The following is a 14,074-nucleotide window of genomic DNA, read 5'->3' as shown; positions in this document are numbered from 1 at the left end:
ACCTGCTGCCCGCCACCCGCGCGGACCTGCTCAGCCGCCTCGGCCGTACCGCCGATGCCGTCGCCGCCTACGACGAGGCCATCACCCTGGCCACCAACGACACCGAACGAACCTTCCTGCAGACGCGACGGGCACGCATGGAGCGGGAAGTCTGAGACGAGAGGCCGAACTGAGATGACCGCGATGACAAGTAGCGTTCTCACCGTGGGCCAGGAGAACGTCGGCGCCACCCAGACGGTCGCCGCGCCCGCCGCACGGGTGTTCGCGGCGCTGACGGATCCGACGACCCATGCGGCGATCGACGGCACCGGCTGGATCTAGCGGCCCCGTCCCCGACCGAGGTCACGCTCGCCTACGACTGACTGGTCGGCGATGCCACAGTTCCGCCATGAGTACATTGAGTTCCCGTCCTTCGGCCCCGACCATCTCGTCACCTCACTGCACCACCTGGTCGCGCTCGTCCCCGTCAGGTGAGGTTGCCGACCACGACGACCGGTCGTTCGGCCAACCCGATCGCCCGCGTCGCTCCGCACGTCGAGTTTTAAGGCAGCCAGTCAGGGCGACGTCGTTCCCGGTCTGTTTCTTCACACCGGATCAACCGTACTCAAGGATGACATCATGACCGCCATCTGCACCTTCGACGTCTTCGGCTCCTACAACAGCAGCGGCGATTGGGGCGGCTACTGGGGCAAGCAAGGCCCTGAGTTCCTCGACCGTCGCCTCGCCCTGTACGACCAAGAGCAGCGCGACAGTCCCTGTCCATTCCAAGGGTGGTGCCACCTGGAGGGTGTACTGGGACGGTTGCACTGCTCACCTGCTGCCCGCCTCCCGACGGCAGCACCCCCAGCCCGCTGTTCCTGTCCGAACGACGCCCCGTCCCGGCCCGCCGCCGACTCCGCACACCGGCCGCTCCCGCCTCGGTCACGACCGCGACCGCATCCTGCTCGTCCAGTACGCCGACCTCAACCTGCACCAACTGCGCCACAGCGCCGCCACCCACCTCGGCGAAGCAGAAGTCCCGCTACAGCTCATCATGGGCAAGACCCGGCACAAGGACGCCCGCCCCGTCAAGCGCTACGTCAAACCCCGGCGCCGAAGCCATCGCAAGGTCACCGAGATCCTGGCACCCCCGCCGCCGTACCGATCGACCGGCGCCCGCTCCGGGCAGCACGTGCTGTCACGGCTAAGCGTCAATAGTTGCGAATACGGTCCCGCCTCCCGATACGGCGGACGGCGGGCCCTCAACACGGAAAGAAGCCTAGTATGACATTGCCTGCCCTCCCCGAGGAGTCCTTCCAGCGCGTGCTCTGCGTCGTCGCGCACCCTGACGACATGGAGTACGGCACATCCGCGGCCGTCGCCCGCTGGACTGCATGCGGCATCGAGGTCGGTTATCTCCTGCTCACCCGAGGCGAGGCCGGCATGCCGAACCCTCCTGAGGAGACGGCCCGCCTGCGCGTCGCCGAGCAGCAGGCCGCCTGCGCCGTCGTCGGTGTCAAGCACCTGACCGTCCTGGAGCATCCGGACGGTGTACTCGTCTACGGGCTTGACCTGCGCCGGGACATCTGCAGGGAGATCCGCCGGTTCAAGCCCGACGTCGTACTCGGCACCGGATACGCAATCGAGACGCCCTATGGCTTCGACCAGGCCGATCATCGCGCGGCCGGGCTCGCGACGCTCGACGCGGTGCGGGACGCAGGCAACCGGTGGGTCTTCCCGGAGCAGGTCGACGGCGAGAACCTCGAACCGCACTCCGTGCGCTGGTTCATCGTCCCCGGGCTCGCCGGCTCCGCAACCCATGGCGTCGAGGTTACGGGGGAACCGCTACGCCGCGGCGTCGCCTCGCTCGAGGCACACGCCGCGTACCTGGCCGCGCTCCCAGGCCACCCCGCCCCCGGGGACTTCATCCCACAGTTCACCGCGATGAGCGGCAAGGCCATGGGCGTCGAGCACGCCGTTCTGTTCCGCGCCCACGATCTGCAGGCACCACCGGAGTTCTTCAGCGAAGCCGTGCAGGACTGACTCGGCTCACCCGGTGACGATGCCCGTCCGCCATGCTCAAGCGGCGATCTCGCCCCTGGGTCGCTGTAGTAGCGGCCGTTGGGGTGGCAACAGCGTGCTGCGGGGCGTCGGGGTCCTGGTCGTACTCGACCTTGGGCTCGTTGCCGTTCATTGGAATCAGGGTTGAGGCGGGGCCGGGAGCGGCTTCGCCGGTGCTCCGGGGTGGCATGGAGGGTGTCGCCGTTCCAGGCGCCGTGATCGGGCAGGAGCCGGTGGTGGATGGCCTCGATCGCCTGCACATCTGAGATCGGGCGGCCCGCGTGCTCCTGGCGCGGCCGTGGGATCGGGTGGGGAAGGTCGGACAGGCACACCACGGTGCCTCCTTTCTGGGAGGAATACGAGGAGGTGGGAAGGCGCGGACGGGAGAAGCGCGGCTACGGCCTGGCGCGGTGACCCCTTCTGAAGGGCGGCTTGAGGTCAGCGTCCGTCGGCGGCCAATCGCAGCGCGCGAAGCGCGACGCTCTCCATCTCGTACGGCTGGTCCTGCGGGTGACGACCGCGGAGTAGCGGGTCTACGAGGTGGCCCCGCGGCCAGAAGCCCGCGCCATCCCTCGCCGGTCAACACCTCGCCGCCTACGTGGGCGCCTGACACGCTCGACGCTTTCGCGTGCTTCCTCCTGCTGGCGCGGCACAGGAACCGGTGAACGCGTGAGCGCGAGGTCGTCGCCGTGCCCGGGCGGACGGTGAGCTGACCGCCTCGGTGTTCACCTCGCGCGCAAGGGTCGCTGGGGATGATCACCGCCATGACCGAGCCGGACTACCTGCGTGCCACCCGTACCTCCTACGACGCCATGGCCGTCGACTACACCGATTGGATCCGTGGCGAGTTGGCGGTCAAGCCGCTGGACCGGGCGATGCTCGCCGGGTTCGCCGAACTCGTGCTGGCCACGGGGGCCGGATCTGTCGCCGACGTCGGCTGCGGTCCTGGCCGCCTGACGGCGCACCTGCACGGGCTGGGGTTGTCGGTCTTCGGCGTGGATCTGTCGCCGCAGATGATCGCGGTTGCCCGGCGGGCGTATCCAGGCCTGCGGTTCGAGGTCGGCTCGATGCTGGCCCTGGACGTGCCGGACGGCGCGCTGGGCGGTGTCGTGGCCTGGTATTCGACCATACACATCCCGCAGGAACGGCTTCCGGACGTTCTCGCCGAGTTCCATCGGGTGCTGGCTCCGGGCGGCCATCTGCTGCTCGCCTTCCAGACCGGCGACGGGGTGTCGCACTGGACGCAGGCGGCAGGTCACGCGATCTCGCTCGAGTTCCACAGGCGGCAGCCGGACCACGTCGCGGATCTGCTCAACCAGGTCGGGCTCGTCGTACGCGCTCGGCTGGTGCGAGAGGCCGATGATCACGACGTCTATCCCGAGGACACGCAACAGGCGTTCCTGCTAGCCCGCAAACCGGCCGATGATGCCCGGCCGTGACGCGGAGCGCCCCTTAGCAGCGATGGGCCGTCGCGATGAGGCGCCGCAGCGCGGCGTGGGCGGGTGACCAAAGGTGGCTTGCCGCCTGAGCGGCCGCGGACGCCGGCTTCGCCGATGAGGATGCCGCTGGGGGCGCGGGGCACTGCCCATCCGCGGGCGCGGCAGGGTCGCGGCGTTCGGGGCCGGCTGGTAGGCGGCGTGGAAGCGGGCCTGTCAGTAGAGGTGGAACGGTGAACCGGGATTGGTGTCACATCTGGTGACGCTGCGCGGGAGATGATCGGCGGCGGCCGTCGTGATCTCTGGCGGGAGTTGCTGGCCAGCCCATCTCTACAGGAGAGCCGACGGGTGCTGCCCAAGCACGTCGCCCGCAGGCTCGACACACTCCTGGAATCCCTCGTCTTCACTGGCCAGCGTGAAGAGAACATCGCCCCGAGCGCGACGCTATATCGGCCGCGACGAACCACTGCCACAGCCACCCCGCCGGGGCCCTCCTGCTACACGGGTTGAACGCGCCCGCGGAGCAGAAACGGCGGGAGCAGGTACGGCTGTCCATGACCGACTCTACGAATGCAACCTGTGTACTCGGTTTCAGAACCTGAGAACGTTTCAGCCTTGGCGTCGAAAGAGCCGCTATGCGCGCCCTGGATTGCTCAGCCACCAAGTACAGCCGCGGCCTACCACTGGTACAGGTACTGGTTGTGATCCGAATGCCACGCAGTGCCGTACCATTTCATGTTGTCGGAGTCCAGCAGGACTACATGGCCGCCCCAATAGCCGTCGATCTGGAAAACGGCCCACCAGCCGGTGTTCTCTTCGACGACGCGGCTGGTCCTGACCGCCTTCGCCTTGAACCAGCTCCACATGTTGCGGGCACGGATCGGGCGTTTCGCTGGGCATCGGGCCGCAACGTGGTCGTTGGGCGGCAGCAGCTCGGTGTATCCGGCGCGAATGAAGGCGTCCGAGAGGAAATGGGCGCAGTTATTCTCATAAGAGTCGCCCCCGAAGCAGCGGGCGTTATATCTTTCCCCGACCTCGGACAGCGGCGGCGTGGCCACCCGGGCGGGGGTTGGTGCGCCCGAAACGTACACGGATGGGGGTGGCGGGATGTTCTCCATGTCTTCGCGTACCGGGGCACCGGGGGAGCCGTCGGGTGCCACTGGCGGCGCATATTCCCTGACCGCGGTGAACGGCGACGACGGATTTACGACGCAAGGGCTGACCCGTAGGGCGCGGGCCCCTGCCGTGACCCATAGCCGGACCCGGTCGCCATCAAGCCGCTCTTCTCTGGTGATATCTGCTTTGTCGATGGAGAAGATGGACTCGGGCGACTGGACCAGAAGACGGTGATCCCGGTTGTTCATGTCATCCATCGAATATCCCTCGAAGGGTACGACGGGCCGGCCGTTTCCGCTTCTGTCGATCAGAGAAGCCAGGTCGGTTTCTTGCGGCGTCATCAGACCTCCTAAGCCTTTGCAGCGCCAGACCACCGCCGGAGCGCACGTGGACACCTATCCCCATCGAATTGGTGACCACACGCGACAACCCGACTCTTGGACAATCAAATATGGTTTCACTAACGAGTTCACCTGTTCGAAGGCAGGGCCATAGCGTTCTCATGCTGCGGAACCGCGTAGCTGAAAGGCGTCGGCGGGGTGGCTGCGATGGTGGTCGGTGGCGGCGGCGATGTCGATCCGGCCGATCGGGCGGGCCAGGGCGATGGCGAGCTTGCGGAACCTGACCATGATTCGGAGTGCGGTGCCGGTGCGGATACGGGAGGCGTCCTCACGGATGGGCAGCGCGAACTCCGTGGGAAACAAGGTCGTGACTGCTTGACGACCGACACGGACCAGTGCAGTGACCTGCTCGCCCGACTCGACCTGCAGGACGCGCCTCCGGCACGCGCCCCATGACCCTGCGTGGGCTGGAGCAGTTCTGGCGTGGCACGTATGCGGTCGGCGCTCCTCGACGGCACGAACGCCACGGACATCCGCGCGGAGTTCGAGCGCCTGGCCGCAGAACTGGAGACGCACCTTGACTGTGAGGAGGAGCAGATCGTGGCGGCGCTCAACGCCTGGTGACCGTCAGGCTGGACGCCGTGTTGCTCCAGGACCGCACCGGAGAGTCCCTCGACCCGCCGTCTACTGGCCGTCTACTGGAGTCGCCTGTCCTGCGGGCGTAGCGATCGCTTGTAGGGATGGGCGGCGCGGATGTGCTGACGCACGATCAGTGATGGGTGGCGCCTTTCTGCGGGGTCTCCGGGCCAGGGTGTCCCTGCTGGGCTTCGGGTGGCGGGTCGAGGGCTGTGGTGCAGTGCTGGAGCAGGTGGAGCAGTTGTTGGCGTTGCTGCTCGTCGAGGCCTGTGGTCATGCGGTCTTCGATGGCCTCGGTCAGGAGATCCGCTTCGGCCAGGAGTTGCCGGCCCTTGTCGGTCAGCTGGGCATCGAGGATGCGGCCGTGGCCGGGGCGAGGCTGGAGCGCTAGCGCTCCTCGGCTTTCCAGGTCGTTCACGACTTGTGCATGGTCTGGGGTTTGACGTGGGTGCGCCGCGCCAGCTCGGCCGAGGAACTGCCGGGGGTGGCGGCGATCATGTGCAGCACCGTGTTCTGAACCGGTGTGAGGTCCAGGTCGGTGAGGGCGTGCCGCACCGCGGCCCGCACCACATTGGATGCGCGGAGGAAATACCTGAGCTCTTGTGCCACCTTGACACTGTATCAGCTTTGCTGATAACACTTTTATCAGCAAAGCTGATATTTATAGGGAGGATCTCATGTCCACGGCAACAACCGAACCTTCCGACCCCAGACGCTGGTGGGCGCTGTTAGTGATCGCGCTTGGCCAGCTCATGGTGGTCTTCGACGTCACCATCGTGAACGTCGCGCTGCCCTCGATCGGCCAGGCGCTCGATGTCACCCCCGGCGAGCGCCACTGGGTGGTCACCGCCTACACCCTGGCCTTCGCCGGACTGCTGCTGGTCGGCGGCCGCGTCGCCGACCGCATTGGCCGCAAGCGGGCGTTCCTGATCGCGCTGGCGGGCTTCGCGGCGGCCTCCGCCGTGGGCGGTGCCGCGACAAACCTCGGCATGCTGGTGGCGGCCCGCGCGGCCCAGGGCGCCTTCGGCGCACTGCTGGCACCCACGGCGCTGGCGCTGGTCGCGACCACCTTCCCGGACCCACGCGAACGGGGCCGGGCGTTCGCCGTGTTCGGCACCGCGATGGGGGGCGGCTCTGGAGTCGGACTGGTGCTCGGCGGCCTGCTCACCGAGTATCTGAGCTGGCAGTGGGTGATGTACGTCAACATCCCGCTCGCGCTGAGCGCCGCGGCCGGAGCCGCCCTGGTGCTGGCGGAAAGCCGCGGCCAGGAACGGCCTCGGATCGACGTCGTGGGCGCGGTCCTGGGCACCGCCGGGCTGGTGGCGCTGGTGTACGGCTTCAGCAACGCCGCCACCCACGGGTGGGCCGCTCCGCTGACGGCGGGGCCGCTCGGCGCCGGTCTGGCGCTGCTGGTGGCATTCGTCGTGGTCGAGGCCCGCAGGCCCAACCCGCTGCTGCCGCTGAGGATCGTCGCACACCGCAGCCGCGGCGGCGCCTACCTCGCCTTCACGCTCGTCATGATCGCCATGTTCGGGATGTTCCTGCTCGTATCGTTCTACCTGCAGACCGTCGCCGGCTACACCGCGCTGCAAGCCGGTCTGGCCTTCCTGCCGTTCGCCGCCGGCGTGCTGATCGCCTCCACACTGACCGGCCGCGTGATGACCCGCCTGCCGGCCCGTTTGCCCTTGGCCGCCGGGCTGGCACTGGCGGCGGCAGGCATGGGCTGGCTGACCCGCCTCGGCCTCGACAGCGGCTACGCCGGCACCGTGCTGCCCGCGCTGCTGGCGATCGGGCTGGGGCTGGGGACGATGTCGCCGGTCGCCGCCAACCTGGCCACCTACCAGGTCCCCGGACGCGACTCCGGCATCGCCGGGGCGGTCTTCAACGTGTCCGAGCAGGTCGGCGCCTCGATCGGACTGGCCGTGTTGAGCACCATCGCGGCCACCGCCACCGCTGCTCACCCGCAGGCCGCCTCTCAGGCGGGAATCGTGCACGGCTACACCAACGCCACCGCCTGGGCCGCGACCATCCTGGGCATCGGCGCGATCGCCGTGCTGATCCTCGTCAACGCCCGGCTGGGCCAGACCTCCTCCCAGTCGCACGCGCCACCTCGGGCACCAGTGCGGCGAATCGTGGGCCTGTTCCGCCCCCATCGCGGCAGGCTCCTGCTGATCGCGCTGCTCGTCGGCCTTTCCTCGCTGGTCTCGGTGGCCTCGCCGTTCCTGCTGCGCGAGGTGCTGGACGTGGCGATCCCACAGCAGCGTCTCGCCCTGCTGAGTCTGCTGGTCGGCGGCATGATCGCCGTGACGGTCGCCACCAGCGTGTTCAACGTGGCGCAGACGTACCTGTCCACCCAGGTCGGGCAGAGCGTCATGCACCACCTGCGTGCTGCCGTCTACGCCCGGCTGCAGCGCATGTCGCTGGCGTTCTTCACCCGCACCCGCACCGGCGAGATCCAGTCCCGCATCGCCAACGACATCGGCGGCATGCAGTCCACCGTCACCTCGACGGCGACCTCGCTGGTGGCCAACCTCGCCACCGTCATGGCCGCCGTGGTCGCGATGCTCGCCCTGGACTGGCGGCTGACCGTCGTGTCCCTGCTGCTCCTGCCCATCTTCGTACTGATCAGCAGACGAGTCGGCGCCGAACGCAAGCAGATCACCGCCAAGCGGCAGGCCCAGCTCGCCGCCATGTCGGCCGAGGTGCAGGAGTCCCTGTCGGTCAGCGGCATCCTGCTGGGCCGCACCATGGGCCGATCCGGCTCCCTCACCGACACCTTCACCACCGAGTCGGCCGCCCTGGCCGGGCTCGAGGTCAGCTCCAGCATGACCGGCCGGTGGCGGATGGCCGGCATCCAGATCGCGATGACCACCCTGCCGGCGCTGCTCTACTACTACGCCGGCCACGCTGCCGCCCTCGGCGCGCCGACGGTCACCCTCGGCACCCTCGTCGCCTTTGTCACCCTGCAACAGTCCCTGTTCCGGCCGACCCTGTCGCTGCTGGCCACCGGGATAGACCTGCAAAGCTCACTGGCGCTGTTCAGCCGCATCTTCGACTACCTTGACCTGCCCGTCGACATCGCCGAACCGTCCCGGCCGGTACGTCTGCCGCACATCCGGGGCGAGGTGACCTTCACCGGCGTGGACTATTCCTACGACGCCGTCGCCGACGGCAGGACGCTCAGCAACATCGACTTAACCGTCCCGGCAGGAAGCAGCCTGGCGATCGTGGGCGAGACCGGGTCCGGCATGACCACCCTGAGCTATCTGGTGCCGCGCCTGTACGACGTCACCGCCGGAAGCGTGCAGATCGACGGCGTCGACGTACGCGACCTCGCCTTCGACACCCTCGCCGCCGCAGTCGGCGTGGTGTCCCAGGAGCCGTACCTGCTGCGCCTCCGTGGCCGACAACTTGCGCTTCGCCAAACCCGACGCCACCGACGACGAAATTGTCCAGGCCGCCAAGGCCGCCCAGATCCACGACCACATCGCCGCCTTCCCCGACGGCTACGACACCCTGGTCGGCGAGCGCGGACACCGCTTCTCCGGCGGGGAGAAACAACGCCTGGCCATCGCCCGCACCATCCTGCGCAACCCGCCGATCCTCATTCTGGACGAGGCCACCAGCGCCCTGGACACCGAAACCGAACACGCCGTCCAGCAAGCCCTCACCACGCTGTCGGCCGGCCGCACCACCATCACCAATGACATTCGAGCGAATGTCAAATCAAACTGACGCCATGTCCGTGAATCGTCTGTCCTCCGCCCTGACGTCCGATGATCCCGCGAAGGGTCTGTGGGCGGTGCTGGCCCTGCGGCGGCTCGCCGAACGGATGGAGGCCAATCAAGTGGCCGCCGCCCGACGTGCGGGCTGGTCCTGGCAGCAGATCGGTGACGCCCTGGGCGTCACCCGCCAATCCATTCACACCAAGTACGGGAAGTGAGGCAGCCATGGTGAGATTGAAGCCGCCGTTCGGCATGGGCCAGGTGTACCTGGACGCCAACGCCGAGGCCCTGCGCAGGGGCGACCGCAAGGTGAGCACTGAGCACGTGCTCCTGGCGCTGCTGATCGGCCCCGATTCGATCACTGCCCAGGCTCTGGGGGTGAGTCTGGACGCCGCGCGCGAGGCACTGGAGAGCCTCGACCAGGACGCGCTGGCGTCGGCAGGAGTCCAGGCGACGTCCGCCGGGCCGGTCCTTCCGGGCCGGGAACGTGATCGCCTCCCGCTGACCCCGGCGGCCAAGGCGGTCTTCACCGGCCTGGGCAAAGAGGCAGGCCGGGAGCGGATCGGCATCCATCACGTCCTGCTCAGCCTGCTGTCCCACAAACGTCCTGATCCAGCAGCGGTGCTGCTGGACACGCTCGGCGCGGATCGCACCGCCATCCGCGCGCGATTCGGAAGGGTTTGACTCGATGGGTGAGGCACAGGAAGTTTCCTACGAAACCGGATCGGTGACCTCCCGGGACGGCACCGTCATCGGCTATCGCCAATTCGGCAGAGGGCCGGGCGTCGTGCTGATGCACGGTTCGATGATGGCCGCCCACAACTTCATGCGGCTGGGCGCGGCGTTCAGCGGCGATTTCACCGTCTATCTGCCCGATCACCGGGGCCGGGGGATGAGCGGCCCTTACGGGCCCGGCTTCACGCTGCAGCACGCCGCCGAGGACGTGCAGGCCCTGATGGAGCAGACCGGGGCGCGCAACGTCTTCGGGCTCAGCGCAGGCGCGATCCCGATCCTGCGGTGGGCGCTGACCTGCCCCGAAGACTACAAGATCGCCCTGTACGAGCCGCCGCTGCCGGTCGGCGACCACTCACCGGTGGCATGGCTGCCCCGCTACGAACGGGAGATGGCCCAAGGACGGCCAGGGGCCGCGCTGGTGACCGTCGCCAAGGGCACCAACGACGACTCACAGGTGATCAGGATGCTGCCCCGAGCCGTCCTGGCACCGCTCATGAACCTGGGGATGCGCGCCCAGGCTCGCCAGGCCGACGGCGAGGTCACCCTCAACGACCTCATCCCCACCATGCACCAGGAAGCCCGCCTCGTCCTCGACGCCACCAACCTGATCTCCGCGGCCACCGCCGTACAGGCGCAGGTCCTTCTGCTCGGCGGCAGCCGGAGCGCACAACCCTTCAAGGACGCGCTGAGCGCCCTGCACGCCGCCATCCCGCACGCCCGACGAGCGGAACTGCCCCACCTGGGCCACCTGGCCGCCGACAACGGCGGCAAACCGGAGCTCGTCGCGCAACAGTTACGGGGCTTCTTCCGTGACTGAGGGCAGCCAGGCGAGAGCGGCTGAACCGGTGCAGCCCCGGCGTGCCTTCCCGGAAGGCTATCTGTGGGGTGCCGGGACGTCGGCGCTGCAGCACGAGGGCTCCCCCCTCGCCGATGGGGCGGGCCAGTCGATCATGTACCGCTGGGCGCACGCTCCGGGGCGGGTGCCCGCCGGCCAGGACTTCGACGTCTCGGCGGACTTCTACCGTCGCTTCCGGGACGACGTCGGACTCATGCGCCAGCTCGGGTTGCGCGCCTACAACTTCCAGCGCCTCCTGCCCGACGGTAGGAAGCGGATCAACCCGCGCGGACTCGACTTCTACGACGCGCTGCTGGAAGCCGAAATCGCGCCGTTGTGCAATCTGTACGTCTTCGACCACCCGACCGAACTGGAGGACCGGAACCGGCATGGCCGTCCCGTACAACCTAATACCCGGCACACGGGGCAACCGAGTGGGAGAAATCGTGCGTCGAGGCCGTCCAGGCGTGGGCCGCCCCCGCGCCGCTGATCGCGCAGGCGCCGCGCGTCCGCTACTCGGCGGACGGAGGCGTCACGTTCCCCGCGCAGTATGAGCGTCCGCTGACCGCCCGGCACCCGAACCGCCCCACCACTGTGCCCACGTCCAACCGGCGCGCGGAGACAACCCACGCGCTAGTGCTCGACCTCGACATCAAGCGAGCCCGCGCTCTCGGCGTCGCCGACCCAGCCGCCCGAGTCGCGGCCGAGACTGCCGCCGTCATCGAGCGGTGCGAGGGCCGCGCCATCACCGACGTTCCCTGCAACAGCGGGCGTCACGTGGACGTCCTGTTCACGCGGCTGGTGCCATCGACCGAGCTGCACCGGGTGGCACGCGCGCTCGCTCAGCGCTCTCCCGTCATCGACAAAGGACCGATGAACAACCGCGCCGGGCAGATCCGCGTCACCGATTCCTCCCACAAGGTGCGCGGCGCCCGCTCCAGCGGATGCGTACGGCTCATCATCCCTCTCGCCGAAGCGACCACCGTAGCCGGACAGCCGAAATCGATGCGGGCTTGGGAACTGCTCCACGACGAGTTGTCAGTGGAGCTCAGCTCCTGCTCCTCCACCCCGGGCTGCCGGAGCACGGGGTCAACACCAGCCGCCAGCTCGGCTACGTCCTGGGGGTGGCGATCCTTGTCGCCATCCTCGGCACCCTCGATCTCCCCTCCACGATCCGCCCCTGCCGGCCCGCCGACGGAGCGCCTGGCGGTGGTCGTCGAGCGCCTGCTCGTGCTCGCCGTGCTCGCCGTGCTCGTGGTGGAGGCGGCCCATGCCGTGGATGGCCTCGAATCCGGCCGACACCGCCCGGTCGGAGGCGTTCCACGCCCTGCTGGTCGTGGTGGGCCTGGACGACGAGGAGACGTGGCAGGGTGAGGTGCTGCTGAGCGTCGCCGGGGCTGCTGCTGTCGTCGCTGCGGACCGTGTGAGGAGGTGCTCACCGAGCTGCGCGCGATCCCGGCCGGGTGGGAGGCGGGCAGGACTCGCCGGGGAGGTGTGGCTGACCCCGCGCACCGACCTGCGCACAGGCCGCTGCGCCAGTTCATCGAGAACATCGACAGCACCCGGGCCGACCTGCGCGTCGAAGGGCTGAGGAAACTGACCTGGCAGGGAAGCGTCCTGGTGGAGAACCTGGTCCTGCTTCGCCTGCACGCCGATCGCCGCGCGGTCCGGGCCGCGGGCCGGCCGGAGGTCCGCCGCGCGATCGAACCGCTGGGCGAACTGCTCGGCACGACCACCGGTCACGCTAGGGAGGAGATCCTGACGGTCCTGCTCAGCCTGACGACGTGAGCCGGGCCGCACACCAAGGCACCGCCGGATCCCGATGGGACCCGGCGGTGCCGGCGATCGGTGCCTCGCCACCCCCAGCCATGAGCCGCGGCTGCTCACGCGGTTCATGGCTGCGGGTAAGGCCTACCGGGCCAGCCGCGTGCACGTTCCGGTGGTGCCCCGGTATCCGCGGACGGTCTCGCGGCCCAGCCCTCTGTTCGCTCCGGTGACCAGTGCCACCGTCTTCTCCAGTGCCAGGGGTCGATCGTCGAGGAGCCGGGCCGGGGCGTGGGACGAGCGGTACCACCCGGCGCGGGCGGGCGTACGGCGCGGCTGCTCCGGCGGCGATACTCGTTGCGGGCGTCCGGTACCGGCGGCACGTCAGGAGCCCTGGCCGGTTGTTTCTGATCGCTCCGCTGGAGAAGCGACGCCAACCCGTGGGGCTCGGCCCGGCCCATCAGCCGAGCCCTCACGAGTCTGTGCCAGGCCGCCGAGGCGGGATCGCACCCAGGGGCCGGAACAGCACCACGCCGAGCACCCCGGCTGCCGGATAGGGACCCCATGCCCGCGAGTCGAGGCCTCGATCCAGGTTGTCGCTGAGCACCAGCACCGTCCCCGAAGGCACCCGGTCGGACCTCACGACCGCACGCAACTCCGGCGGCACCGGCTGGCCGGGCAGGGCCACGAGCCGCTTCACCTGGAGTCCGGTCACAGGGGAGCGCCGCACGGCACCTGCTTCCACGACCGTGTCGGGAGGATCGAGCACCACGATGTCCGCCGGCTTGAGGCGGGCCGCCTTGCGACGCCGGACGAGTACCCGGTCCCCATCGTGGAGGGTCGGCTCCATGCTGTGCCCCTCAACCGTCACGAGCACTGTGTTGCGCCGCACCCACCGCAGCACGGCGAACACCGCGGCGCCCACTCCCAGCAATACGACGGTCAGCAGCAAAGTACGGCCTCCTGCACCTGGGCCGGTCACGCGTCGCTCCCTTCTGGCGCGTGGTGAGGCCTCACCAGTGAACGCCTCAACGGCTTCGTTCCGGCCTCACCTCCGGGCGCACGCGCCGGCCGGCCCGCGGCAAAGCGAGATGAAGCTGGTTTGACGCAGCACCCGCCTAGGCTGCCGCCGAACACGTTCATCAGGAAGAGGAGGCAGGAAATGGGAAAGATCATCGGCCTTGTTTCGGATGTCGGCGACAAGCTGGCCGCGCTGCTCGTCCCGAGCGTCGGTGTCGCCAAGGCGGCGGACTGCTGGACGGAACGACGGTGCGACCGCGACCAGTTCGGTTCGTACCTCTATCTCCGGACCTGCTGCCGCTACCAGTCGGGCTTCACCTCCTGTAGCCCGTGGGGGTACCAGTGCTTCCAGTGCTGCTGAGGTGAGGAGCCCCCGGGGTGGGCTGTCCGATCTGCGTGATCGGACAGCCCACCCGGTTTGCATGT

General features: G+C 68.8%; 18 protein-coding genes and 1 pseudogene. 13 read left to right on the top strand and 6 right to left on the bottom strand.

The window, feature by feature from the left end:
• Window positions 1–183 precede the first annotated feature (183 nt).
• The 4 genes from E1292_RS52720 (at window position 184) to E1292_RS17625 (ending at window position 3,479) form a co-directional block, all read left to right on the top strand.
• Window positions 184–321, top strand: a complete 138-nt coding sequence (locus E1292_RS52720) for a hypothetical protein (RefSeq protein WP_220446902.1) — start codon at window positions 184–186, stop codon at window positions 319–321.
• A 466-nt stretch (window positions 322–787) separates the two neighbouring features.
• Complete coding sequence (locus E1292_RS51165; RefSeq protein ID WP_181958243.1) at window positions 788–1,267, top strand: tyrosine-type recombinase/integrase; 480 nt, start codon at window positions 788–790, stop codon at window positions 1,265–1,267.
• On the top strand, window positions 1,264–2,022 hold the full coding sequence (locus E1292_RS17630) for a PIG-L deacetylase family protein (RefSeq protein ID WP_132596291.1): 759 nt from the start codon (window positions 1,264–1,266) through the stop codon (window positions 2,020–2,022). Before E1292_RS51165 ends, E1292_RS17630 begins: the two co-directional genes overlap by 4 nt.
• A gap of 782 nt (window positions 2,023–2,804) precedes the next feature.
• Complete coding sequence (locus E1292_RS17625) at window positions 2,805–3,479, top strand: class I SAM-dependent DNA methyltransferase (protein ID WP_132596290.1); 675 nt, start codon at window positions 2,805–2,807, stop codon at window positions 3,477–3,479.
• Between the two features lie 674 nt (window positions 3,480–4,153).
• On the opposite strand, the gene E1292_RS17610 is transcribed toward E1292_RS17625, so the two are convergent.
• A complete protein-coding gene (locus E1292_RS17610; protein WP_132596288.1) occupies window positions 4,154–4,933 on the bottom strand; it encodes a hypothetical protein in 780 nt (259 codons plus the stop codon).
• 159 nt (window positions 4,934–5,092) lie between these two features.
• Window positions 5,093–5,296 (bottom strand): hypothetical protein, encoded by a 204-nt coding sequence (locus tag E1292_RS17605; protein WP_132596287.1) that lies wholly within the window; start codon window positions 5,294–5,296, stop codon window positions 5,093–5,095.
• 120 nt (window positions 5,297–5,416) lie between these two features.
• Between E1292_RS17605 and E1292_RS51160 the strand changes: the two genes are divergently transcribed.
• A complete protein-coding gene (locus tag E1292_RS51160) occupies window positions 5,417–5,557 on the top strand; it encodes a hypothetical protein (RefSeq protein ID WP_165974599.1) in 141 nt (46 codons plus the stop codon).
• Between the two features lie 145 nt (window positions 5,558–5,702).
• Here E1292_RS51160 and E1292_RS17600 read toward each other — a convergent pair whose 3' ends face one another.
• Together E1292_RS17600 and E1292_RS17595 are read right to left on the bottom strand one after the other, a co-directional pair.
• Complete coding sequence (locus E1292_RS17600) at window positions 5,703–5,987, bottom strand: winged helix DNA-binding protein (protein WP_132596286.1); 285 nt, start codon at window positions 5,985–5,987, stop codon at window positions 5,703–5,705.
• Window positions 5,984–6,178: a MarR family transcriptional regulator gene (locus E1292_RS17595; protein ID WP_132596285.1), complete on the bottom strand. Its 195-nt coding sequence runs from the start codon at window positions 6,176–6,178 to the stop codon at window positions 5,984–5,986. Before E1292_RS17595 ends, E1292_RS17600 begins: the two co-directional genes overlap by 4 nt.
• 68 nt (window positions 6,179–6,246) lie before the next feature.
• Between E1292_RS17595 and E1292_RS54955 the strand changes: the two are divergent.
• The 6 genes and pseudogenes from E1292_RS54955 to E1292_RS17565 form a co-directional block, all read left to right on the top strand.
• Window positions 6,247–8,901: pseudogene (locus E1292_RS54955) on the top strand (DHA2 family efflux MFS transporter permease subunit); the annotation flags it as partial.
• A 67-nt stretch (window positions 8,902–8,968) separates the two neighbouring features.
• A complete protein-coding gene (locus E1292_RS54950; RefSeq protein ID WP_281284043.1) occupies window positions 8,969–9,304 on the top strand; it encodes an ATP-binding cassette domain-containing protein in 336 nt (111 codons plus the stop codon).
• A gap of 4 nt (window positions 9,305–9,308) precedes the next feature.
• On the top strand, window positions 9,309–9,512 hold the full coding sequence (locus tag E1292_RS17580; protein WP_049557494.1) for a hypothetical protein: 204 nt from the start codon (window positions 9,309–9,311) through the stop codon (window positions 9,510–9,512).
• A 7-nt stretch (window positions 9,513–9,519) separates the two neighbouring features.
• Window positions 9,520–9,978: a Clp protease N-terminal domain-containing protein gene (locus E1292_RS17575; RefSeq protein ID WP_246090175.1), complete on the top strand. Its 459-nt coding sequence runs from the start codon at window positions 9,520–9,522 to the stop codon at window positions 9,976–9,978.
• Between the two features lie 4 nt (window positions 9,979–9,982).
• Complete coding sequence (locus E1292_RS17570) at window positions 9,983–10,846, top strand: alpha/beta fold hydrolase (RefSeq protein ID WP_132596284.1); 864 nt, start codon at window positions 9,983–9,985, stop codon at window positions 10,844–10,846.
• Complete coding sequence (locus E1292_RS17565) at window positions 10,839–11,354, top strand: family 1 glycosylhydrolase (protein WP_220446901.1); 516 nt, start codon at window positions 10,839–10,841, stop codon at window positions 11,352–11,354. The genes E1292_RS17570 and E1292_RS17565 overlap by 8 nt, the downstream gene beginning before the upstream one ends.
• A 143-nt stretch (window positions 11,355–11,497) precedes the next feature.
• Here the strand turns inward: E1292_RS17565 and E1292_RS17560 are convergent, their stop codons facing one another.
• Complete coding sequence (locus E1292_RS17560; protein WP_132596283.1) at window positions 11,498–11,893, bottom strand: hypothetical protein; 396 nt, start codon at window positions 11,891–11,893, stop codon at window positions 11,498–11,500.
• A 402-nt stretch (window positions 11,894–12,295) separates the two neighbouring features.
• Here E1292_RS17560 and E1292_RS17550 point away from each other — a divergent pair, with 402 nt between their 5' ends.
• Window positions 12,296–12,652 carry a hypothetical protein gene (locus E1292_RS17550; RefSeq protein WP_132596281.1) on the top strand — a complete coding sequence of 119 codons (357 nt, stop codon included), beginning with the start codon at window positions 12,296–12,298 and terminating at the stop codon, window positions 12,650–12,652.
• A 448-nt stretch (window positions 12,653–13,100) separates the two neighbouring features.
• On the opposite strand, the gene E1292_RS17545 is transcribed toward E1292_RS17550, so the two are convergent.
• Entirely contained in the window at window positions 13,101–13,610 is a 510-nt protein-coding gene (locus E1292_RS17545) for a S26 family signal peptidase (RefSeq protein ID WP_132596280.1), read from the bottom strand.
• A gap of 180 nt (window positions 13,611–13,790) precedes the next feature.
• Here E1292_RS17545 and E1292_RS17540 point away from each other — a divergent pair, with 180 nt between their 5' ends.
• Window positions 13,791–14,009 carry a hypothetical protein gene (locus E1292_RS17540; RefSeq protein WP_132596279.1) on the top strand — a complete coding sequence of 73 codons (219 nt, stop codon included), beginning with the start codon at window positions 13,791–13,793 and terminating at the stop codon, window positions 14,007–14,009.
• Window positions 14,010–14,074: the final 65 nt, after the last annotated feature.

The sequence above is a fragment of the Nonomuraea deserti genome (assembly GCF_004348685.1).
GTDB classification, from domain to species: domain Bacteria; phylum Actinomycetota; class Actinomycetes; order Streptosporangiales; family Streptosporangiaceae; genus Nonomuraea; species Nonomuraea deserti.
The sequence above is the reverse complement of the archived record's forward strand: the minus strand, read 5'-3'. Positions and strand labels throughout refer to the sequence as shown.

Excerpts from the sequence above, each read along its gene's own strand:
- E1292_RS17580 (WP_049557494.1), top strand. The coding sequence starts at position 9,309 with ATGTCCGTGAATCGTCTGTCCTCCGCCCTGACGTCCGATGATCCCGCG.
- E1292_RS17575 (WP_246090175.1), top strand. The coding sequence starts at position 9,520 with ATGGTGAGATTGAAGCCGCCGTTCGGCATGGGCCAGGTGTACCTGGAC.
- E1292_RS17630 (WP_132596291.1), top strand. The coding sequence starts at position 1,264 with ATGACATTGCCTGCCCTCCCCGAGGAGTCCTTCCAGCGCGTGCTCTGC.
- E1292_RS17570 (WP_132596284.1), top strand. The coding sequence starts at position 9,983 with ATGGGTGAGGCACAGGAAGTTTCCTACGAAACCGGATCGGTGACCTCC.
- E1292_RS17540 (WP_132596279.1), top strand. The coding sequence starts at position 13,791 with ATGGGAAAGATCATCGGCCTTGTTTCGGATGTCGGCGACAAGCTGGCC.
- E1292_RS17610 (WP_132596288.1), bottom strand. The coding sequence starts at position 4,933 with ATGACGCCGCAAGAAACCGACCTGGCTTCTCTGATCGACAGAAGCGGA.
- E1292_RS17625 (WP_132596290.1), top strand. The coding sequence starts at position 2,805 with ATGACCGAGCCGGACTACCTGCGTGCCACCCGTACCTCCTACGACGCC.
- E1292_RS52720 (WP_220446902.1), top strand. The coding sequence starts at position 184 with ATGACAAGTAGCGTTCTCACCGTGGGCCAGGAGAACGTCGGCGCCACC.